This is a genomic window from Clostridium sp. HGF2, assembly GCF_964240115.1.
Classification (GTDB): domain Bacteria; phylum Bacillota_I; class Bacilli_A; order Erysipelotrichales; family Erysipelotrichaceae; genus Clostridium_AQ; species Clostridium_AQ innocuum.
The window spans coordinates 13,368-33,678 of record NZ_CAXSSO010000017.1; the positions used below are offsets into that span (position 1 = coordinate 13,368).

General features: G+C 43.3%; 21 protein-coding genes and 1 tRNA gene. 8 read left to right on the forward strand and 14 right to left on the reverse strand.

Features of this window, described 5'->3' with window-relative positions:
- Window positions 1-6 precede the first annotated feature (6 nt).
- The 8 genes from ACESPQ_RS19765 to ACESPQ_RS19800 form a co-directional block, all read right to left on the reverse strand.
- Window positions 7-789, reverse strand: coding sequence for a ParA family protein (locus ACESPQ_RS19765; protein WP_002606836.1), 783 nt, complete (start codon window positions 787-789; stop codon window positions 7-9).
- A 15-nt stretch (window positions 790-804) separates the two neighbouring features.
- A complete protein-coding gene (locus ACESPQ_RS19770; protein WP_002606835.1) occupies window positions 805-1,569 on the reverse strand; it encodes a ParB/RepB/Spo0J family partition protein in 765 nt (254 codons plus the stop codon).
- 11 nt (window positions 1,570-1,580) lie between these two features.
- Complete coding sequence (rsmG, locus tag ACESPQ_RS19775) at window positions 1,581-2,291, reverse strand: 16S rRNA (guanine(527)-N(7))-methyltransferase RsmG (RefSeq protein WP_008818140.1); 711 nt, start codon at window positions 2,289-2,291, stop codon at window positions 1,581-1,583.
- A gap of 1,291 nt (window positions 2,292-3,582) precedes the next feature.
- Window positions 3,583-4,125: a DNA-binding protein gene (locus ACESPQ_RS19780; RefSeq protein WP_257335661.1), complete on the reverse strand. Its 543-nt coding sequence runs from the start codon at window positions 4,123-4,125 to the stop codon at window positions 3,583-3,585.
- Between the two features lie 294 nt (window positions 4,126-4,419).
- Window positions 4,420-5,100, reverse strand: coding sequence for a LytR/AlgR family response regulator transcription factor (locus tag ACESPQ_RS19785; protein ID WP_002606832.1), 681 nt, complete (start codon window positions 5,098-5,100; stop codon window positions 4,420-4,422).
- A 26-nt stretch (window positions 5,101-5,126) separates the two neighbouring features.
- Window positions 5,127-5,846, reverse strand: a complete 720-nt coding sequence (locus tag ACESPQ_RS19790; RefSeq protein WP_054344555.1) for a carbohydrate deacetylase — start codon at window positions 5,844-5,846, stop codon at window positions 5,127-5,129.
- Window positions 5,847-5,908: 62 nt separating this feature from the next.
- Window positions 5,909-6,613, reverse strand: coding sequence for an MBL fold metallo-hydrolase (locus ACESPQ_RS19795; RefSeq protein ID WP_054344556.1), 705 nt, complete (start codon window positions 6,611-6,613; stop codon window positions 5,909-5,911).
- Between the two features lie 258 nt (window positions 6,614-6,871).
- Window positions 6,872-8,134 carry a UDP-N-acetylglucosamine 1-carboxyvinyltransferase gene (locus ACESPQ_RS19800; protein ID WP_002606828.1) on the reverse strand — a complete coding sequence of 421 codons (1,263 nt, stop codon included), beginning with the start codon at window positions 8,132-8,134 and terminating at the stop codon, window positions 6,872-6,874.
- 258 nt (window positions 8,135-8,392) lie between these two features.
- Here ACESPQ_RS19800 and ACESPQ_RS19805 point away from each other — a divergent pair, with 258 nt between their 5' ends.
- The 5 genes from ACESPQ_RS19805 (at window position 8,393) to ACESPQ_RS19825 (ending at window position 12,815) form a co-directional block, all read left to right on the forward strand.
- Window positions 8,393-9,877 (forward strand): DUF1846 domain-containing protein, encoded by a 1,485-nt coding sequence (locus ACESPQ_RS19805; protein WP_002606827.1) that lies wholly within the window; start codon window positions 8,393-8,395, stop codon window positions 9,875-9,877.
- A gap of 134 nt (window positions 9,878-10,011) precedes the next feature.
- Window positions 10,012-11,598: an aryl-sulfate sulfotransferase gene (locus tag ACESPQ_RS19810; protein WP_373144802.1), complete on the forward strand. Its 1,587-nt coding sequence runs from the start codon at window positions 10,012-10,014 to the stop codon at window positions 11,596-11,598.
- 303 nt (window positions 11,599-11,901) lie between these two features.
- Window positions 11,902-12,261, forward strand: coding sequence for an arsenate reductase family protein (locus ACESPQ_RS19815; protein WP_175627729.1), 360 nt, complete (start codon window positions 11,902-11,904; stop codon window positions 12,259-12,261).
- A gap of 43 nt (window positions 12,262-12,304) precedes the next feature.
- Entirely contained in the window at window positions 12,305-12,667 is a 363-nt protein-coding gene (locus ACESPQ_RS19820; RefSeq protein WP_002606824.1) for a metal-dependent transcriptional regulator, read from the forward strand.
- A gap of 71 nt (window positions 12,668-12,738) precedes the next feature.
- Window positions 12,739-12,815 (forward strand) — tRNA-Pro (locus tag ACESPQ_RS19825).
- Window positions 12,816-13,285: 470 nt separating this feature from the next.
- On the opposite strand, the gene ACESPQ_RS19830 is transcribed toward ACESPQ_RS19825, so the two are convergent.
- From ACESPQ_RS19830 to ACESPQ_RS19855, 6 genes are all read right to left on the reverse strand, one after another.
- Entirely contained in the window at window positions 13,286-14,053 is a 768-nt protein-coding gene (locus tag ACESPQ_RS19830) for a TatD family hydrolase (protein ID WP_257335666.1), read from the reverse strand.
- Between the two features lie 18 nt (window positions 14,054-14,071).
- Window positions 14,072-15,403, reverse strand: a complete 1,332-nt coding sequence (gene mnmE / locus ACESPQ_RS19835; RefSeq protein WP_175627730.1) for a tRNA uridine-5-carboxymethylaminomethyl(34) synthesis GTPase MnmE — start codon at window positions 15,401-15,403, stop codon at window positions 14,072-14,074.
- A gap of 80 nt (window positions 15,404-15,483) precedes the next feature.
- On the reverse strand, window positions 15,484-15,738 hold the full coding sequence (locus ACESPQ_RS19840; protein WP_002606821.1) for a hypothetical protein: 255 nt from the start codon (window positions 15,736-15,738) through the stop codon (window positions 15,484-15,486).
- A gap of 200 nt (window positions 15,739-15,938) precedes the next feature.
- Window positions 15,939-16,298 (reverse strand): nuclear transport factor 2 family protein, encoded by a 360-nt coding sequence (locus ACESPQ_RS19845; RefSeq protein ID WP_118002914.1) that lies wholly within the window; start codon window positions 16,296-16,298, stop codon window positions 15,939-15,941.
- A 99-nt stretch (window positions 16,299-16,397) separates the two neighbouring features.
- The gene (locus tag ACESPQ_RS19850) at window positions 16,398-17,168 is read right to left on the reverse strand and encodes a DUF2087 domain-containing protein (RefSeq protein WP_002606819.1); all 771 of its coding nucleotides are present in this window, start codon (window positions 17,166-17,168) and stop codon (window positions 16,398-16,400) included.
- A gap of 50 nt (window positions 17,169-17,218) precedes the next feature.
- The gene (locus ACESPQ_RS19855; RefSeq protein WP_002606818.1) at window positions 17,219-17,983 is read right to left on the reverse strand and encodes a polysaccharide deacetylase family protein; all 765 of its coding nucleotides are present in this window, start codon (window positions 17,981-17,983) and stop codon (window positions 17,219-17,221) included.
- A 119-nt stretch (window positions 17,984-18,102) separates the two neighbouring features.
- Between ACESPQ_RS19855 and ACESPQ_RS19860 the strand changes: the two genes are divergently transcribed.
- The 3 genes from ACESPQ_RS19860 (at window position 18,103) to treR (ending at window position 20,163) form a co-directional block, all read left to right on the forward strand.
- Window positions 18,103-18,876: a hypothetical protein gene (locus ACESPQ_RS19860; RefSeq protein ID WP_373144805.1), complete on the forward strand. Its 774-nt coding sequence runs from the start codon at window positions 18,103-18,105 to the stop codon at window positions 18,874-18,876.
- Complete coding sequence (locus ACESPQ_RS19865; RefSeq protein WP_373144807.1) at window positions 18,873-19,379, forward strand: O-acetyl-ADP-ribose deacetylase; 507 nt, start codon at window positions 18,873-18,875, stop codon at window positions 19,377-19,379. The genes ACESPQ_RS19860 and ACESPQ_RS19865 overlap by 4 nt, the downstream gene beginning before the upstream one ends.
- A gap of 67 nt (window positions 19,380-19,446) precedes the next feature.
- Window positions 19,447-20,163 (forward strand): trehalose operon repressor, encoded by a 717-nt coding sequence (gene treR, locus ACESPQ_RS19870; protein ID WP_118002911.1) that lies wholly within the window; start codon window positions 19,447-19,449, stop codon window positions 20,161-20,163.
- Window positions 20,164-20,311: the final 148 nt, after the last annotated feature.

Genomic DNA, 20,311 nt, shown 5'->3' on the forward strand with positions numbered 1-20,311 from the left:
ACCTCCCTATCTGGCTTTTGCTTTCTTATTCATCTTCACAACTTCATTCGACAGCCCTGCATATGCCTTTGCGCCTTCACAGCGGACATCGTATTCAAAAATGGACATTCCTCTGGACGGTGCTTCACTCAGCTTGACATTTCTAGGTATGTAATTCTTATAAACGCGATCCTTAAAGTGCTGACGTACCTCCTGCTGTACCTCAACGCTCAGCTTTGTTCGTGCATCATACATTGTAAGCACAACACCCTCAATCATCAGATTGCGGTTGAAGAGCTGCTGTACCAGACGAATGGTCAAAAGCAGCTGTGTAACTCCCTCCAATGCATAATACTCACACTGTACCGGTATAATTACAGAATCCGCTGCAGTTAAAGCATTTGTATTCAACAATCCCAAAGAAGGCGGACAGTCAATGATGATAAAGTCATATTCATCCTTGATCAGCTCCAGCTTATTCTTTAGCAGCTCTTCTTTTCCTACTTCAAATTTTACCATTTGCAAATCGGCTCCCGCCAGTGCAATACTTGCAGGAACAATATCGATTGGTGGAGATGTCAGCTTCTTCCGGATATCCTCCACCTTGTAATCCTCCATAATCAGATTATAAACAGAAAGCTTATCCTCACCGACCTCTGCACCGACACCCTGAGTGGCATTTCCCTGGGGGTCAAAATCGACCAGAAGCACTTTATTGCCAAGGTATCCCAAGCCTGCAGCAAGGTTAATTGATGTCGTCGTCTTACCTACGCCGCCCTTCTGGTTGGATACCGCTATGATTTTACCCATAAGATCATTTCCTTTCTATTTTGGAATGCGAATGGTAATGATTACTTCATCCTCATGTTCCTCTTCGTTTATTTCTGCCGCTGTACCGGCGCGATTCACCATACTGACCGCCTGATGGATCGTATTGATCGCGATTTTAATATTCTTGCTGATACCCTTCAGCATCACTTTTTTCTTTTCTTTTTTCGGTTGTGCCTGTTCCTTCAACATTTTTTCCGTCTGTGCAACCGTCATGCCCTTTTTCACAATTTTTTCGAGGGCATCGTGCTGTTTTTCTTCATCCAGCCCAATCAGTGCCCGTGCATGCCGTTCGCTGATTTTTTTAGTACTGACAGCCTCCTGCACATCCTCATCCAGATTCAACAGACGGATTTTATTCGCAATAGACGACTGACTCTTGCCGACACGCAATGCCAGCTGACTCTGATTCAGTCCGGAATATTTCATGATCTCCACATAGGATTTCGCTTCTTCAATCGCACTCAAATTCTCTCTCTGGATATTTTCAACCAGTGCCATTTCCGCCATTTGCACTTCATTGGCATCCATGATCAGAACCGGTACATCAACAGCACCGTTCAGCTTCAGTGCACGGAATCTTCGCTCACCTGCAATAATCTGATATCTTCCATCCATCTCGCGAACCGTGATTGGCTGAATCAGCCCGTTTTCACGAATGGATTGTGCCAGATCCATCAGCGCTTCATCATCGAATTCCAGACGCGGCTGATAAGGATTCGGCTCGACCAGATCAATATCCACAATTCTTGTATCTTTCATTCTATTCCTCCTCAAAGGGGATTTTTCTTCATCTGTGCAAACGGTCTCGGATATTTCTTCGGTGTCGGTCTCGTTTTTACAAAAACGAAATTGATCCGCTGTGATCCATCTGACAATGTATGCACATCCCTCTGCTTCATTTCACAACCCAGAAGTCGAATTGCTTTTTCAGCCAATGCGTATTCTTCATCCCCATTGGCACCCTTTAGTGCGAGGAAGCTGCCCTGCTTCTTCACCAGCGGTATGCAAAGCTCACTTAGTAGCGGCAGATTCGCCACGGCTCTTGCACTGACGATATCAAAGCTTTCCCTATGGTCCTTTGCATAGACCTCAGCGCGTTCATGTACACAGGTAACGCCCTTGAGCTGCAGCTTATCGCATAATGCATTTAAAAAAGTAATTCTTTTTCCCAGAGTCTCCACAATTGTCAGCTCCAGCTCGGGATATATGATTTTTAAAGGTATTCCCGGAAAACCTGCCCCCGCCCCGACATCACAGAAGCTGCCCTGTATCGACATATCAAAGGAAGGCAATATGGAATCCAGAAAATGCTTTTCATAAATCTCATCCGGATCGGTTATGGCGGTTAGATTTATCTTCTGATTCCATTCGATCAACATGGATGCGTACTCTTCAAACTGCCGAAGCTGATGCTCCTGCAATATCATACCGTGCTTTGCAAGCACCTTGGAAAAGTCTTCTTTATGAAATATATTGGACATAGTATCCCTCCAGCACCTACTATTATATCAAAGAACACTCTCTAACTAAACATTTTGTTTGTGAATTTTCCACATAGAGCAGCTCGTAATATGTAATCGCTTTATAACAGGGAGAAAAACAGATATATTGAACCTGTAGGCTATTGTCTTACTGCAACATGTAGGTAATAAAAGTTCTTTCTTTGAAATAGCTACGGGTTATCCATAGCATATGATATGAATGAAGTTCATACAGCAGCAGTTCATATCTTGTGAGAACTCCAACAGCACTGTGATTCAAGTGGATAAGTGAAGCGTCAAAAAAACCTCTGACAGCATTTCACATGTGCCAGAGGCTTTATCATTTACTTGTATTTTATCACATCCATTTCTTCTTATCTATGTCTTTGTATAAGATACAAATCTTAGGATTCAAATCAAATTACAATACATCATGACAAGCTTTCAATGAACGCTTCGTATTTGAACTATTAATGGAATCTGCAGTATTTTCTTTCAACCATATCTGTTGCAGGTTGCTGATTTGCTTTATCCCTGCTTCTTACGTAATCTGCATTCCTCCTGATGCTTTCTATATTTTTTCCTGACTTTGCCGGAAGTGATGGTTCTTATGATATCCTTCCAATCTCATCAGTTTAGATAGTTTCAGGTTCCTTATGACATCTTTTTGTTAACCGGATACACATCCTGATCTTTGTAACGGACAACAATTCTCATGTTTCGTTTCTCATCAGTTTCTCCTTAAACGCTTGCTTTCCCATCAAATCATAGTCCAGCCGGTCATAAGATATAGATCTATTTACTTAACCATCGATATTCAACAGCCGTTCGATTTGTCTACTTGTATTAACATTCAAATTACCTTGGAGTTTTCTGTTTTACCAGTTGATACGATCACTCATATCATTTCCTGATACCTTGTCTGCTGTCACCAGTTCTTCTTCAGGCTTAAACTTCCGATGATCCACACCGTATTTCCGTTTTACGTTAGATTATTATGATATTCGAATAACTTTCTTTCCACTGACAAGCTCCTATACAAGAAACCCTTTCACGCATCAGCTTCTAATGACAAGTTCCAGAATAATCTAACTAGCTAACTGTCCCATTTTCTCACCGCTCTCTTTTCTTTGTTATTTCTTTTACACCTTTATTATATTCGCTGAACAGCTGCTGTAAAGGGTTGTGGAATAATTTGCAGAAATTTGGAATAATTGGTAATTTACCTACGTTATACTTCCCATAATCTCATTTCTGCTAGAATCCCCAAGCAAAATTAGAGTCCAAATTTTCAATGATAGGCAGGGGATGTAACGATAATCTTTATTGTTTTATATGCCTGATTCCCATGCCCGTCATACGCAGATATATGAACAGTATGAACGCCAACAGCATCCTGATCAAAGCTACAGGTCTGGTTATTTTCATCACAGGTATATTCATAATAGCGGTATGCTTTATCCCCATCTTTTTCCTGCAAATCAAACTCCACCTTATCATAGGGTCGAACATCATAAACCTTCAGGTAATCACTTAATCTAACGTTGGGATCACTTTCTATTTTCACTGGTCCCGTATATTTTATAATTGGAGGATCCTCGTCGACAATTGTCAAATTGAAAGCCCGGCTTGTCTTATACCCTTTGCAGCTAACTGTTACCGTAAGCAACTGTTCTTTATTGATAATGGAATCATCATAATGAAACAGGACAGTCGCATCCTTGGCAGAAGAATCTAATTCTACAAAATCTTTCTCGGCCAGTGACTCTCCCCAAAGTATTTCTCTTGGGCTATCTTCCTTAATGAAATGAATGGCTTCTTCTATACCTCTCATCCACGTTACATAGCAAACAACACCAAAAGCCATACAAAGTAATAAGATGAAAAGAATAATTGATTTCTTTCTCATAGTACCATTTGAATTGAACCACTACCAGGCCAATAGGTCGATTTTACATCAATAGAAACAAATTGCGCGGAAGATACTCCATTATAGTTAACTGCTAACTTTCCCATCTTTTCACCGCTCTCTTTCTTTTGTAATGCCGTTTACACGTTTATTATATACAACATCGCATATATGTAAATTTTTTTGGAATAATTTACAGGTAAATGGAATTTTGTGATCTTACTCTATTAAGCTATGGAAGGCGCTTAATACCTCTGCTTTCTTCGATCTGGAAATGGGCAGATGCAACGATGGCAGCATGACCATATCATTCTCGATTTTCATAATATACATAATATTTACCAGATAGCTGACATGAATCCAGAGAAAGTTATACGGTTTAAAGATTTCATAGGCATCCTTCATATTCTTACGCTCACGGAATTCCCCGCGCCGTGTATGATATACAAGCAGCTTTCCTTCTTTCTCAATATAATAAATATCGCTGATTTTCAATGGCACCTTTACATTGTTATAAGAGAACAAATACTCATCCTGATTGCGGAGAAGCTTTTGCATATGAGGAAGAATTCTCTCCATCTCTGATTGGAGATGTTTGCGTTCCACATAAAATATACGTGAAAACGGAAGAATCTGCTGTTCAGATGCACTGATTTTCGTCTTTGTATAGATGATGATACGCTGAGGCTTACGTAAAACAAAGGATTGTGTTATTCTGGGAACTTCCATTTTTTCATGAAAAATTACGACATGAAATTCCTTCTCCGCCTCCGCTTTTGCGAACTGGGATATCTTTTTAAAGCAGTAGAAGCAGCAGTCCTCCTCCTGCAGGTACTGTGCAAGAGAAAACATGATGTTTTTCGCAGCCTCTTCATTTTCCAATATCGCTATTCTCAGCATAAGCATCACCCCCGTGTCGTTATGTTTTATACTTCCTTATAGGTACACAATTGTATCTGATATCGCTGAAGCAGAGCAGCCGCTTCTTCACTGCACAGGATTTCCAGCTCCTTCATGCGCTTCCATGAATATGAGGTTGTTTCATACAGAAACTGATCAATATAGGCGGGATGGCACATCAAATCCGTCACCTCGTGATCTGATATGTTAGCGCAAACAGCCTCCAAAGCTGATAGGGATACTCCGGAATCATAGAAATCCATGCAAAGCTGCGCATGCGGAAAGGATACGGGATATGCAAAGCCGCCGCGAAATGGCAATGCATATTCCTTATTCAGTCTTTCCATCACCTTCTGCAGCTTTTGAGTTGTATGAATGTGGTGATGAGAATCCAGATGATCAATCCGAATACCATGCGCAAGAACACAGTCTATCTGTGCCTTTAATTCTTCATACATTTCCGATTCACTATAACCTGCAACATCATCCTGTTTGTGGAAATAGCCGGTTTCCGTAACCAGGGTTTGATGTGTGGATAGCAGCGGACGATAACAGGTAAGATTCAGATGAACACCAACAGCCATATCCGGATGCTCGTGATACAGCTGAACTGCATGGGCAAAGCCGGGCATATTCGCCATAATTGAAGTCGATGTGACAATTCCCTCCTGCATAGCCTTTAATATGCCATGATTTACCGCCTCACTGAAGCCGAAATCATCCGCATTCACAATCATTCTTTTCATTTGTTTCTCCTCCTTTTATACAGCTTTATTATACGCCGTTTATGGGAAAGAGTATATGGTACCTAGCGGTTGTTCAGCATTGCGTATTTATATGCCAGCATAATTATCTGATCTGCATGGCTGCCGATCACCGGTATACCGTGTCCGCCGGCTACCATATCCGGATGCAGCTGAAGCCGCCAGAGCTTTTGAAAGCTTTCCAGCAAACGTAAGCCGTCATATGCCATATCGCCTTTCCATCCGGTATAGGCTGCTTCACCAGTTTCTCCATCCGCAAAAAACATGTCACCGCTGAAAAGCACTGCCTCCTTATCCAGCATTACATGATAAAGCATGGAGCCGCTGGTATGTCCCGGCATGCGCAGTGCATGGATACACAGACCTCCTGCGGAAATATCCCTATCCTCGTGAATACATACATCCGGATGACACGGTGGCATCACATGATTGGTAAATGGGCTTTCCGGGCCGAAATTTCCGGTGATCATATTCTTTTCATCGCCCGCTCCTACATAAATTTGTGCCCCCATGCTTTGAAACCAGGAAGAACTGCCCGCATGATCATCATGACCGTGCGTCAAAAGAACATGCGTGATTTTGTGTTCGGATATATTCCAGTAAGCCATATTCTGCCGTATGATATCCAGTGCATCATATCGTCCGCAGTCAATCAGAATATAACCACTGTCATGCTGAAGGGCATAGACATTTCCCAGCTTGCCATATACACCTCCGGAAAGTAGATACAGATGTTCTCTTAATTTCATATACATTCTCCTATCTGCCATATTTCACAGGAAACAAGACCCTGTATTAAGGACAGTATATCATATTCAAAGGTCTGCCTGCGATTTTTTTCTATGCGCAGTGAAGTCCGGTTGCCTAACCCTTCAACATTTCTCTGTCTCATTTTCGCAGAATAGAATCTTCCATATCCGGCAGAATGAATAAACGGAAGCACCACTGCCTGCGGTAATTCCGGGATCGAAAAAAGAACCGCCGTTGCCAGCCGTTCTTCTCTTTGCTTATTCTACTGTTTCTCTCCATATTTTTGCGCCGAGAGCTGTGAGCTTTTCATCGATATGCTCATATCCGCGTTCAATATGATAGATGTTGTGTATGGTTGTAACACCATCTGCGATCAGTCCTGCAATCACAAGACAGGCACCGCATCTTAAATCTGTCGCATAGACCTCGGCACCGGATAACGGTGTTGGCCCATTGATAAAGGAGCTCGGTATCATTACATTGATGTTTGCCCCCATCTTGTTTAATTCCTGACAATGCTTGAACCGTTCTGTATAAATCGTTTCCGTTACAATCGACTGTCCCTGTGCCTGCGTCAGCAGTGCTGTCAGCGGCTGCTGAATGTCTGTCGCAAAGCCCGGATATGGCAGCGTCTTGATATCCGCAGCCTTTAAGTCCCTGGAAGCGCGAATCACCACATTATCCACACCGATTTCCAAATCTGTACCGATTTCCTTCAGCTTGGAAAGCAGTGCCTCCAGATGATGCGGAATAATATTGTCGATACGTACCTCCTTTGCGGCTGCAGCGGCAAGCACGATATACGTGGCAGCCTCAATTCTGTCCGGGATGATTTCATGAAAGCATCCGGCCAGCTGATCCACACCGTCAATCGTAATAACATTTGTACCGGCACCACGGATATTGGCACCCATTTTATTCAGCAGTGTTGCCACATCAATAATCTCCGGTTCCTTGGCGGCATTCTCAATCGTTGTTCTTCCCTTTGCATGAACGGCAGCCATCATAATATTGATGGTCGCTCCCACACTGGCGATATCCAGAAATATCTTGGTTCCTGTCAGCTGTGGTGCATCCAGAATATAGGAGCCGTGGTCATAGCGTATTTCAGCTCCTAATGCTTCAAAGCCCTTTAAATGCAAATCAATCGGTCTGGGTCCCAGATAGCAGCCTCCCGGCATTTTAATTTCCACATGGCCGTATTTGCCCAGCAGTGCTCCCATGAAATAATAGGAAGCGCGAAGTTTATTTACAGCGTCCTGTACCAGAGGACGATTTTCCATTGAAGTTGGATCTATAACAATGGTATCAGAAGAACGGATGTCCACCAGAACACCCAGATCTCTCAGCAGTACAGACAGGGATTGTACATCAGATATTTCAGGAACTCCACAAATAGTAACTGGTCCATTTGCCAGAATGGCGGCCGGGATCAGTGCAACCGTGGCATTTTTCGAACCACTGATTCTAACTGTCCCCTCTAATGCATGCTTTCCTTCAATCTTTATAACTTCTTCCATGACAATTCTCCTTCCAGTATTACTATTTTATTGTGATTTACTGTTCGCGTGATTCTTTACAGGCGCAAAAGTGCATTATTATTATAAAGCATTTCAGGACAGATATCTATATAAAAAGAAAAATCTTAAGAACTTGTCATTTCCTGCATACGAATCCGCTGTACATCATAAAATATTCCCGATTTTTTCCCATTTAATTAGTAAATGCATGTCTTTTTTGGTATAATACGAAATAGTGGGTTGAAAAGGAGTGGAACGATGAAAGAAATGGCATTTGATAATGACAAGTATTTAAAACTGCAATCCAAGCACATCTTGGAACGGATCAGCAATTTTGACAATAAATTATATCTGGAGTTTGGCGGAAAGCTGTTTGATGATCACCATGCTGCCAGAGTTCTGCCGGGATTTCAGCCGGATAGTAAACTGGAAATGCTCCTTGAGCTGAAAGAGGAAGTGGAAATCGTCATTGCGGTATCCGCAAATGATATAGAGAAAAACAAGATACGAAGCGATATGGGCATCACCTATGATGTTGAGGTGCTGCGTCTGATTGATGCATTCCGTGATACCGGGCTGTACGTCGGCAGTGTTGTCATCACACAATATGCGAATCAGGCTTCTGCAGATACCTTTAAAGCACATCTGGAGCATCTGGGTGTCCATGTTTATCTGCATTATCCAATCGCAGGGTATCCGAACAATATACCTTTGATCGTATCCGATGAAGGCTACGGCAAGAATGAATACATAGAAACAACAAAGCCGTTGATCGTTGTAACGGCACCGGGACCCGGCTCCGGTAAAATGGCAACCTGCCTGTCTCAGCTCTATCATGAGCACAAACGCGGGATCAAGGCGGGATATGCGAAATTTGAAACCTTCCCGATCTGGAACCTTCCGCTGAAGCATCCGGTGAATCTGGCTTATGAGGCTGCAACCGCGGATTTAAACGATATCAATATGATCGACCCGTTCCACCTGGAGGCATATGGGGAAACGACTGTCAACTATAACCGTGATGTAGAAATTTTCCCGGTTCTGAATGCCATGTTTGAGAAAATCCTTGGAACAAGCCCTTATAAATCTCCAACGGATATGGGTGTGAATATGGCAGGCTACTGCATTATGAATGATGAGGCCGCAAAGCGTGCCAGCAGCGATGAGATCATACGCCGCTATTATAAAGCCAGAGTAGATTATAAAAAAGGACATACGAGTGAAGATACCATCGGTAAGATAGAAATCATCATGTCACAGGCGAACATTCAGCCTGAGGAGCGAAATGTTGTGAAACCCGCACTGGATAAATCTGAAGAAACAGAGGCACCGGCTGTGGCAATCGAATTGCCGGACGGGCGGATCGTAACAGGAAAAACAACCTCATTGCTGGGGGCAAGCTCTGCCGCTTTGCTGAATGCATTGAAGGCACTGGGTAATATTAACGATGAAATTCCACTGATTTCACCAAACATCATCGAGCCGATTCAGAAGCTGAAGGTGAACTCTCTGGGAAATCATAACCCGAGACTGCATACGGATGAAATTCTGATTGCGCTATCTATCAGTGCAACCACCAATCCGGTATCACATCTAGCCTTGCAGCAGCTGGATAAGCTGAAGGACTGCGAAGCACACAGCACAGTAATTCTGTCCCAGGTGGATGCGAATACCTTCCGCAAGCTGAATGTCAATCTGACATGCGAAGACAGATATCAGACGAAAAAGCTATACCACAGATAATATGGACAGTCCCTTCGGACTGTCTTTTTAACTGCAGCAGGATTCACATGGTATTGCCCTTATTTTTGAAAAGCGTTCACAGCTGCTTCAGAAAAACTTCACAGAGCATTGATACAATAGCTGTGGTGATAAAAATGAACAAAAAGAAAAGAAGTGCTATGATTTTAACGATTGTGACGGTATCTCTATGTCTGGTGGCCTGGCTGTCCAAGCCAAATACGACAAATACGATTGGCAGTATTGTTTCCGGAAAAACAGCAGTAAAGGAAATTTATAATGTGGAAAAGCAGAATACCATTCGTAAAACTCTGGATGAACAGATTGCACAGGGGAGCCACAGCGAAAACAATGCTTTGATGGTCTATAATCCGTTTGGTACAAACACACTTTCCATGTATACTTATTTCACAACTGCACAGGGGGCGAAAATCAGCTACACGATCCATGTGGAGGATGATAAGATTGCGGATTTCACACGCACATTGAACAGTGATTATACACGAACACACGAATATCAGCTGATTGGTATGATACCGGATCACGAGAATACGATTACCTTGCATATGGAATATGAAGACGGTACGAATAAGGATGTCACATATACCTATACCTGCGGCTCCCTAAGAGGAAACGAATCCATTCAGCTGGAAGCAAAGGAAGGTAGCAGCAGGGAAGAGCTCAGCGATGGTCTGTACGTTATTCTCGGTAATGACAGTGATGAGGATGACTTCATGTATTATTATGATAACAACGGTATCCTGCGCGGTGAGGTTCCAATTGAAGGCTATCGCTCACACCGTCTGCTGTTTGCGAATGAACGCATGTATTACAGTATCAGTACAAATAAGATGGCTGAGATGGATGCACTGGGACAGATTACCAATGTATTTGATCTGGGAAACTATGATCTGCACCATGATTACGTCTTTGATGATAATGGAGATATGCTGATTCTTGCGACCGATACGACAAAGGATACGGTTGAGGATATGATTATCCGCCTTGATGTTTCCAGCGGTGCCGTGTCTCAGGTCGTAGATATGGGCGATTTGTTTCCTACCTATAAGGCCTCTGTATATGACAAAGACAGCGACGAGCTGGATTGGACGCACCTGAATACCATTCAGTGGATGGGAGATAACGAAATTCTTGTGAGCAGCCGGGAAACTAGCACCATCGTCAAAATTACGGATATCTATGGTACACCGGAAATAGATTATATGATGGGAGAAAAGACCTATTGGGAAGACAGCGACTATGCATACCTGCTGCTGGATAAGGCGAACAGCTTCACCTCACAGACCGGACAGCATTCCATAACCTATGTGGAAGACGATTCTCTGGCTGATGGTCAGTATTATCTGTATATGTTCAATAATAATTTCGGATACTCTTCCACGAATACAGCCTATGACTGGAGTCAGCTGAATATCCCTACCGAGGTGAAGGCAGAGGATGCTGTTAGCAAATATTACAAATATCTGGTAGATGAAAGCAAGGGCACCTATGAGCTTGTGGATACATTTGATGTTCCGTATTCCCCCTATGTATCCAGCGTGCAGAATATCGGTGGCAATACTATTGTGGACAGTGGTATGGCATTTAATTTCCAGGAATATGACAGTGATCATACGCTGATTCGTTCCTTTACCATGGAGGGTGAAAAATATATTTACCGGGTTTATAAATACACCTTCAACGGCTTTTACTTCAATCAGTAACCTTATTGGGTACACCACGGTACCCTTTTTTTGTTACAGGCTTTTAACAGGAACCGGGATATCACCTTATGAATGTTTATACGATGGCTGGAAACGGATGTAGGCATGCTTTACCAAAAACATGCCGCAATTCATGATGTATGAAATCCTTTGCATGTTTATCGAAAGCAGATTGCATTTCTACCTGATATATAAATAGGAATTATTCATTACATTTGCTTATTGTACCCTTCCTACAGGCAATGTATTTGCAATTTCATGTATTCTTGGTTATGATTATAAAAAAGATGGGAGACTGAAATTATGCGTATGCTGTTTATTGAATATCCAACCTGCTCAACATGCAGAAAAGCAAAGAAATATCTGCAGGATGCCGGAATGGAGCTGGAAATTCGCCATATCGTTGAAGAAACACCTACTGTGGAGGAGCTTCGTGCGTGGGTAAAACAGAGTGGACTGGAATTAAAAAAATTTTTTAATACCTCCGGAAATGTTTACAAGGAGCTGAAGCTGAAGGATCGTTTGAAGGAGCTTAGCGAGGAGGAGCAGCTGAATTTACTTGCCGGAAACGGTATGCTGATCAAGCGTCCGCTGCTGATCTGTGAAAAAGGAATTGCGGTCGGATTCAAGGAAGAGAAATATAAAAATTTATGTTCAGAATAACAAATATGTGGTATATTGATGAAAAGGCATTGAGGTGATAAAGGTGATATTAGGTGAATCGTTGGAGGATTATCTGGAAACTCTGCTGATCCTGGATAATGAAAACGGCAAGATCCGTTGTGTGGATGTGGCAAAAAAAATGGATGTTTCCAAGCCAAGTGTGAATAAGGCTATGAATGTATTAAAGGAAAAAGGACTTGTTCAGCAGGAAACCTATGGGGATATTCATTTTACTCCGGAGGGAAGAAAGCTGGCTGTCAAGGTGTATCAGCGTCATACGACTATTCGTTCCTTTCTGGAGGATGTACTTGGTGTTGCACCGGATACAGCAGAGGAAGAAGCCTGTCATATTGAGCATGTGATCAGCGAAGATACCTTCCAGAAAATCAAAAATTTCAAAAGATAGCGCTTTTTTATGAAAATGCGCTTTTTTTTGTTGCATATTTTCATAAAACGGAATAAAATAGTATAGGACATCGGGATGTAGCACAGCTTGGTAGTGCGCTTGCTTCGGGAGCAAGAGGTCGCAGGTTCAAATCCTGTCATTCCGACCATTTCTGCTGATAAGCCTTTGAAAAAAGGCTTTTTTTATTCATAACATATGCTTATCCATGGATAAGTCCCTTATCAGAAGACTTACATAGCGTTTTTTCCTAATCATGCAGCTGTGTAATTCTGTGCTTGGAAATAGCGCTGCAGCAGGAATCAAATCCGCATTTTCAAATTCAAGCAGTGTGTCTCATACATATCAATACCTGGTACAGAGGCAAGGCAATCCTGATGTAATACATGCTGTACCCTGCTTACCAGTACCTGATGACTGCTGAAAAGGTAGACGACTTTTAAAAATCGTCTACCTTTTTAGAATACTTCTATCAAAAGCAACAGCAGGCAGGATGACTCATGCGCGAAAGGTTTTCTCTTATGCACATGACAGCATTTTCTCTATCAGCCGCTCTTTCCATCTGTTGGATAGGTGACTTTCTTTTTTACAATTTAAGATGTCCATCAGCTGCCTGTATACTTATTTTGAAAATAATTCCTCATAATTTTTCCGCAGCTGCTCTGCCGCCGGATTTTTCTCCACCGCTTTGATTTCACACAGCTTGTCAAATGTATATCTGACATACATCGGCTCATTCTGCTTGCCCCTGAACGGATGCGGCGTCAGATAGGGACTGTCAGTTTCCACAAACAGCCGGTTCAAAGGAAGCGCTTCTGCCGTTGCCGGAGCCCCTCTTGAGTTTTTAAATGTAAGCGGTCCGCCAAAGGATATATAAAAACCGATTTTTATCAGCTCCATAGCCACTTCCTTACTTCCGCTGTAGCAATGCATGATCCCCTTCAGCGGACCCATATCCTTCAGAATGTCCAGCGTATCCTTCGTTGCCTCTCTCATATGAATAAGAATCGGTTTGTTGTATTTTTGCGCAAGCCTGATCTGCCGGATAAAGCCGGTCTTCTGATCCTGCGGCTGTACATCCTCCCAATGATAATCCAGTCCGATTTCACCGACGGCGATAAGGCGCTCCTGTTTCAGCAGCTCCTCCAGCCGCTCATAATCGGCTTCCTGAAACGCGTACAAATCGTTCGGATGAAAGCCCAGTGCGATATCAAAGCGCTCCGGTTCGCGCTCCTTTAGCTGCTGTGCACGCTCATATTCTGTAAAGTCCGTACAGATGATGAGCATTTTTTCTATACCTGCCTGCCTTGCATTCTCCAATACCTCGTCAATGCGCTCATACAGGGCATCACAGGTGATATGACAATGTGTATCGATCAATGTATTCATAACATTTTTCCCTCCTGCTTATTTTCCCAGACAGAAATTGGAGAATAAGGTGTCGAGTAGATCCTCACGATGGACTTCCCCGAGTATCTCCTTTAAGGCTGTATAGGCTTCCTGTATATCGATAGCAACGATATCCAGCTCCATTTTCGACTTCATGGCAGCAAGCGCCTGCCGCATACAGCTCTCTGCCTTCATCATTAAAGAGATCTGGCGCTCATTTTGCAGCAGCGGCTCCTGCAGTACCAGCTGATGACCGTCGAACAGTTCATGTATCTTTGCCATCAAAGGCTCAATCTCACCACTGGCTGCGGATATGCATATGCCCTCACAGCGATGGGAGATATCGGTTTTATTGTATACGATGATACGCGTCTTATCCTTCGTCAGCTCCAGCAGATCCTCATCCTGCGCATCCAGTGCATGGCTGCTGTCCAGTACGACGATTACAAGCTGTGCCTCGGAAATTGCCTGTAAGCTTCGCCGGATACCGATTTGTTCCACAACATCCTCTGTATCCCGTATTCCTGCCGTATCAATCAGATTCAGAGTCAGTCCCTGCAAATGGATATGTCCTTCCACTATATCGCGTGTAGTTCCTGCGATATCTGTCACAATCGCCTTCTCTTCCTCAAGCAGCGCATTCAAAAGGCTGCTTTTCCCGACATTCGGCTTACCGACAATTGCTGTTTTGATGCCCTCCTTCAACAGCTGACCGCTCTGTGCACGGTCCAGAATTTGCCGGATACGCATCATCCACTCCTCAGCCTTTGGCTGAATGATTTCGCTGCTCAGCTGCTCCACATCATCATACTCCGGATAATCGATGTTTACCTCAATGTTTGCGATAATATCCAGCAGATCCTGAATCAGGGGCTCCAGCAGCTTTCTGACGCTTCCGCGAATACCCTGCACAGCCATGCGTGCATTTTCATCGGTATCTGCCTGTATCATGTCATTCACAGCTTCTGCCTGCGTCAGATCAATCCGGCCGTTTAAGAAGGCACGCTGTGTAAATTCACCGGGATTCGCAAGACGTGCGCCATGCGCAAGACACAGCCGCAGAATTTTCTTTGTGATAAACCGTCCGCCATGACAGTTTATTTCTACGATATCCTCACAGGTAAAGGTCTTCGGTGCACGAAAAACACTGACAAGCACCTCATCAATCAGTTCATCGTGCTCCTGATCATAAACATAGCCATAGCTGATCGTATGGCTTTTTTTCTCTCCTACATTAAAATTCAGAATGCTGTCCGCAATCGACAACGCATCCGCTCCACTCATTCGGATGATGGAGATTGCCCCATCCACCGCCGCTGTGGAGATTGCGGCTATTGTATCATTCAACATAAAAACACCTGCCATTTACTACGTAATTGTATCACAAAAAGACGAGAAAAAAAGGTTATTTACTCAATAACCCTTTCGTCCTACTGATCACTGTTCATGCAGTCTGCCGAGGTTTCCCCATCCCGGCTGCGCGCGGAATTGTGAATACGGCATTTCAGCCGATACACCAGGAACAGGAATATTGCGTAGCCGGTGGCAGCCAGCGCCAGTATTGTATAATAATATGCAGATGGCAAATGAAGGTATCGGGCACTGAGATAGGCGAGCAGGTACACACCGGGTACGATTGCCATGAGCCAGCATGCAAGGCTGGTAAGACTTGTCGCAAACTTCATGAAACCAGCTCCTTTTACAATGCATACTTCCACCGAATGGGACAAACAGCAGAAGCTCTTCCATACCTATGATGATAGTATCCACCATCTAACACCTATATGATAATTTTATCCGTCTGCTGAAACAATTACAATGTATCGAACGGCGGTCAGAAGCTCCGTGAATGGTGAGATAAAAAGACAGAGAATGCATGCATTCCCTATCTGCTTTTTAACAGCTCTTTTCTCCATTCCGGGACTGCTTCCACAGCAGTCCAATACTCACGCAGGGCAGTGATTTTCCCTCCCTGTATTGTGAAGAAACCAATGGCAAGATAGGATACTTCCTGTCCCTTCACCATTGTTTCACTTATAATCATATCCCCTGTTTCATAGCATTTCAGAACCTCTTCCTCCCATTCTCCGGGATAGGCTTCATTTACAGCTATAAATTCATCAAGGGTAAAGACTTCCTCCGTATTGGGCCATGTAATTTCTGCAGTATCACAGAACAACTCTCTTACATCTTGAAAACGCAGCTCATGTATTGCATTCCAGTAAGCATGTACGATGCTTTGCATACTATGCTCCTCCTTTCATCGTAATCTTAGAAAGGATACATTCGCATACAGCGCGAGACATGCTTTACCTGATCCTCATTTTCATACCAGTGCAGGCTTTCATTCATGGTCTTCCACCTCCCGGATTCTTCCTAGATCCATTGAATAGAACTGACAATCCTTTGTCCGATGCAAAAAGCCGTACTCAATCAGATAGCGGCGCAGTGATACAAAATCCTCAAATATCTGCTTTAAAAAGGCATTGATTTCCTCTTCGCTGTATACCTGATGCGGCTCCAGAAATTCACAAATTTTTCGTAGTATAATAATTTTCTTTTTTTCCTTAGCCGGAATCTGCTTTAATTTCAGCGGATCGATAGAGAGCGTCATCGTCTTCAGCACCTGCTCCTCATCCTCACTGGTTGCGACATAGCGTTCATCCACCTGTGCGGCATGGTCATGCACCTCCAGCAGATTATCCATCATACCCTCCACCGATAGCTCATATAGAGCCAGATACATTTTCGCCTGTCTTGCTTTTTCTCGGAATACAAAGCGCTGATGGCGGACGGTTGACGCACTTGTACTTGTCAGCGAGGCTATTTCCTTATCGGTTTTCCCTTCATGAATATACTGCAGGAGCTTTTTCTGCACATCGGTCAGACTGCAGGATTTCTTATCCAGCTGCAGCAGCTGTTCAAACACAGAACCATGCTCCTTTTGTATATGCATCTGCACCGCCTTTTCGGCACGGTAAAAATGCCCGTTTATCGGAAAAATTTCACCATCCTCAAACACTGCATCGCAAAAATTACAATGGTAAAAATTACGTTTGTCCTTTGTATATCCGTTTTTTATTTCATCCAGATTTTTTTCTCTTGTTATTTTCATATTTCATCACCTGTCAAGCAACTGCATATGAATTATTATACCATACTTTCTCAGTTTGCGATATGATGATGAAATACCGGTGTGGAAGAGTCAATGACACGAAACTCATAACCCTGTGACAGCATACTTTTCAGAATCGTAGGAAGCGCCTCTACCGTTGCCTTGTTTCCGGTTCCATCATGCATCAGAATCATTACCTCTTTTTTATCCCTGATTTCCTTTAATGCCGTATTGATCAGTGAATCACTTCCTACATAACAGTTTCCATCCCCGTTTGAAGCATTCCAGTCATAGTATTCATACCCTTTTTGCGTTACAGAAGCTGCCAGCGTACTCATAATGCCGCTGCTGTACTTTCTGGATACCGTATTGCTGGTGCCTCCGGGAAAGCGCAGGATATTCACCTTATGTCCCGTCTGTTTTTCAATCAGCGCATTCGTTTTATTGACATCCTCAAAATACGCCTCCTCACTGGAATAGATTTTACCATAATCATGGGAGAAGGTATGAATACCGATCGCATGCCCCTTAGCATCCGCTTTCTTAATCAGGTCGTAATACTCCGGATTGCTTCCCGTCACAAAAAACGTAGCCTTGACATGGTAGGTATCCAGAATATCCAGTACCTCCTGCGTGTGCTTGCTGGGACCGTCATCAAAGGTTAAATACGCAACCTTTTTTTCTTCCACCTTGGCGACTGCAGCACTATCCTGTTCCATCGGGAAATATTTCTGGGCCCAGAAAAAAGCAACCCACATCAGTGCAAGAAATGCCACACTGCTTAAAATCACATCACGCCATACTTCTTTTCTCATATAATCACATCCTCTCTGTTAGCTTTCCCCGGGAATGTGCATCTTATAAGGGATATGGCAAAACATTCACGCAGGTGATGGAAACGTGATATAATGAATTACAAAAGGAGGGGTCTTTTATGCTGTATGACAATCGCATAGCTGCCGCATTTCTGGAAGGAAGACCTGTAACAGAGGAAAAGCATTTTTACCTGCTGCAGGAGTACAAGGAGGCTGATTCGAAACGAAGGGATATCGTACAGGAGCTGGACTCGCAGCTGGAAAGCATCGTAGAAGAATTTCCGACCTTTAACAAGGAGCTTTTTGAGGCTGTTTTTCCCAATTACAGGGAGCAGCTGGAGACTGTCTGTATCATGGCGGTTGTCGGCACAAAGGAAAACCGCATTGTGAAATCAGAGGAAGGGCTTTGTATCCTGATTGATCTGATTCATATTGCTGATTATACCCGTATAGTTTCACAGATGACCTATATTTTGCAGAATTATCTGACCTTCGAGCTATCAAAGTATCTGATTCAGAAGCAGTTCCCTGTACGTTCCCGTAAATATCTCAGCCTGTTAAACCATCTGGCATTCACAAACGGTCTTGCGAATTATCTGGCATGGAATGCTTCCTGCAGCAGCTATAAGTTTTATATACAGAAATATGAAGCGCATAAGGAGCGTGCCTTCGGTCTTCTTTCACAGGCGCTGCAGGTGGAAACAAAAGCCTTACAGCATAAGATCCTGGTCAGTGCCGTGACACAGGAATTCTGGAATTCCCCTCTGTTGCAGGCATGTTTTATTTTGATGATATTTATCGTGACCTTGGCAAAGAAGGCATTGTTCTGCTGTATAGACACGGACCGAAAAATTTCATTCAGACGATATTTCATGAGTGAGGGAATGATATGATGATAAAGATTTTATCAGGCGACATTACAACCCTACAGGTGGATGCCATCGTGAATGCAGCCAATGTTTCCCTGCTTGGGGGAGGCGGTGTCGACGGAGCAATTCATCGTGCTGCCGGACCTGAGCTTTTAGAAGAGTGCCGTACCCTTCACGGGTGCAAGACAGGAGAAGCAAAAATCACAAAGGGATACCGGCTGCCTTGTTCCTATGTAATTCATACACCGGGTCCGAGATGGCAGGGTGGAAATCATGGGGAATGCGAGTTGCTGGAAAGCTGCTATCGAAGCTGTATGAAGCTGGCGAAGGAGTATCATATAACCTCCATCGCTTTTCCTGCCATTAGTACCGGCGTATATCACTTCCCCTTGGAACAGGCTGCCCACATTGCCATCCGGACAATACTGGAAGAAAAGGAAACCTGTATAAAGATTGTTTATCTGGTATGCTTCGACGAGATTACACGTCAGATATATGATGCTGTACGAAGCGAATACGATATTTGATTTTATGAAAACAGAATTCCCTTTGACGAATTTGTACGTACATGATAAAATCAAGTAGGTGATGACAATGTCAAAATACGAAGCGATTTACAGGGATATATTAGGAAGAATTGAACAGAATCTCTATGCAGCCGGAGATACGCTTCCCGGTGAATATGAGCTTATGAAAATCTATGAAGCATCCAGAGATACCATTCGAAAAGCCTTGCTGCTGCTTGCACAAAACGGATATATACAGAAATCCAAGGGAAGAGGAAGTATTGTTCTGGACCGACAGCGCTATGACTTTCCGGTTTCCGGTGTTGTCAGCTTTAAAGAGCTTGCCGATAAAATGGAACAGGATGTGCAGACAAAGGTGATTTGTCTTGAAAAAACTCATCCGGATGCCCGTATCCGGCAATTGTTTCATATGAGCCCGGAGGATGAAATCTGGCTTGTTCAAAGGGTTCGGATCATTGACCATGAAGCCGTTATTCTGGATACGGATATACTGGATGCTTCTATTATTCCGGAGCTGAACGAAGAGATTCTGGAACAGTCATTGTACTCCTATATCGAAGAAACCCTGCATCTGAAAATCGCCTATGCGGAAAAGGAAATCACATGCCAGAACGTGAGCGGTCTGGATACGAAGGTTCTGGATATGAAACAGTATGATATGGTTGTGAATGTGGAGTCCTGCTCATATCTTGATGATGCACGAATCTTTCAATATACCAATGCAAGACACCGCCCGGATAAATTCCGATTTAAAGATTTCGCAAGACGCGTAAAATTAGCATAATAGCATGAGCCGGCAAATTGCCGGCTTTTTTATTTGAAATACCATTAACGAATAGACGGCTACCTGCTACATTTGTTCTTTTACAAAACAAATGATTATTTAAAAAAGATATTGACATACATGTACGTACAAGTTATACTGTTGTTGT

Excerpts from the sequence above, each read along its gene's own strand:
- ACESPQ_RS19785 (WP_002606832.1), bottom strand. The coding sequence starts at position 5,100 with ATGCTGAGAATAGCGATATTGGAAAATGAAGAGGCTGCGAAAAACATC.
- ACESPQ_RS19845 (WP_118002914.1), bottom strand. The coding sequence starts at position 16,298 with ATGCAAAGCATCGTACATGCTTACTGGAATGCAATACATGAGCTGCGT.
- ACESPQ_RS19805 (WP_002606827.1), top strand. The coding sequence starts at position 8,393 with ATGAAAGAAATGGCATTTGATAATGACAAGTATTTAAAACTGCAATCC.
- ACESPQ_RS19790 (WP_054344555.1), bottom strand. The coding sequence starts at position 5,846 with ATGAAAAGAATGATTGTGAATGCGGATGATTTCGGCTTCAGTGAGGCG.
- ACESPQ_RS19840 (WP_002606821.1), bottom strand. The coding sequence starts at position 15,738 with ATGAAGTTTGCGACAAGTCTTACCAGCCTTGCATGCTGGCTCATGGCA.
- ACESPQ_RS19850 (WP_002606819.1), bottom strand. The coding sequence starts at position 17,168 with ATGAAAATAACAAGAGAAAAAAATCTGGATGAAATAAAAAACGGATAT.
- ACESPQ_RS19830 (WP_257335666.1), bottom strand. The coding sequence starts at position 14,053 with ATGAATACATTGATCGATACACATTGTCATATCACCTGTGATGCCCTG.
- ACESPQ_RS19865 (WP_373144807.1), top strand. The coding sequence starts at position 18,873 with ATGATGATAAAGATTTTATCAGGCGACATTACAACCCTACAGGTGGAT.
- ACESPQ_RS19855 (WP_002606818.1), bottom strand. The coding sequence starts at position 17,983 with ATGAGAAAAGAAGTATGGCGTGATGTGATTTTAAGCAGTGTGGCATTT.
- ACESPQ_RS19765 (WP_002606836.1), bottom strand. The coding sequence starts at position 789 with ATGGGTAAAATCATAGCGGTATCCAACCAGAAGGGCGGCGTAGGTAAG.
- ACESPQ_RS19810 (WP_373144802.1), top strand. The coding sequence starts at position 10,012 with ATGAACAAAAAGAAAAGAAGTGCTATGATTTTAACGATTGTGACGGTA.
- ACESPQ_RS19780 (WP_257335661.1), bottom strand. The coding sequence starts at position 4,125 with ATGAGAGGTATAGAAGAAGCCATTCATTTCATTAAGGAAGATAGCCCA.
- ACESPQ_RS19860 (WP_373144805.1), top strand. The coding sequence starts at position 18,103 with ATGCTGTATGACAATCGCATAGCTGCCGCATTTCTGGAAGGAAGACCT.
- treR (WP_118002911.1), top strand. The coding sequence starts at position 19,447 with ATGTCAAAATACGAAGCGATTTACAGGGATATATTAGGAAGAATTGAA.
- rsmG (WP_008818140.1), bottom strand. The coding sequence starts at position 2,291 with ATGTCCAATATATTTCATAAAGAAGACTTTTCCAAGGTGCTTGCAAAG.
- ACESPQ_RS19815 (WP_175627729.1), top strand. The coding sequence starts at position 11,902 with ATGCGTATGCTGTTTATTGAATATCCAACCTGCTCAACATGCAGAAAA.
- ACESPQ_RS19800 (WP_002606828.1), bottom strand. The coding sequence starts at position 8,134 with ATGGAAGAAGTTATAAAGATTGAAGGAAAGCATGCATTAGAGGGGACA.
- ACESPQ_RS19770 (WP_002606835.1), bottom strand. The coding sequence starts at position 1,569 with ATGAAAGATACAAGAATTGTGGATATTGATCTGGTCGAGCCGAATCCT.
- ACESPQ_RS19795 (WP_054344556.1), bottom strand. The coding sequence starts at position 6,613 with ATGAAATTAAGAGAACATCTGTATCTACTTTCCGGAGGTGTATATGGC.
- mnmE (WP_175627730.1), bottom strand. The coding sequence starts at position 15,403 with ATGTTGAATGATACAATAGCCGCAATCTCCACAGCGGCGGTGGATGGG.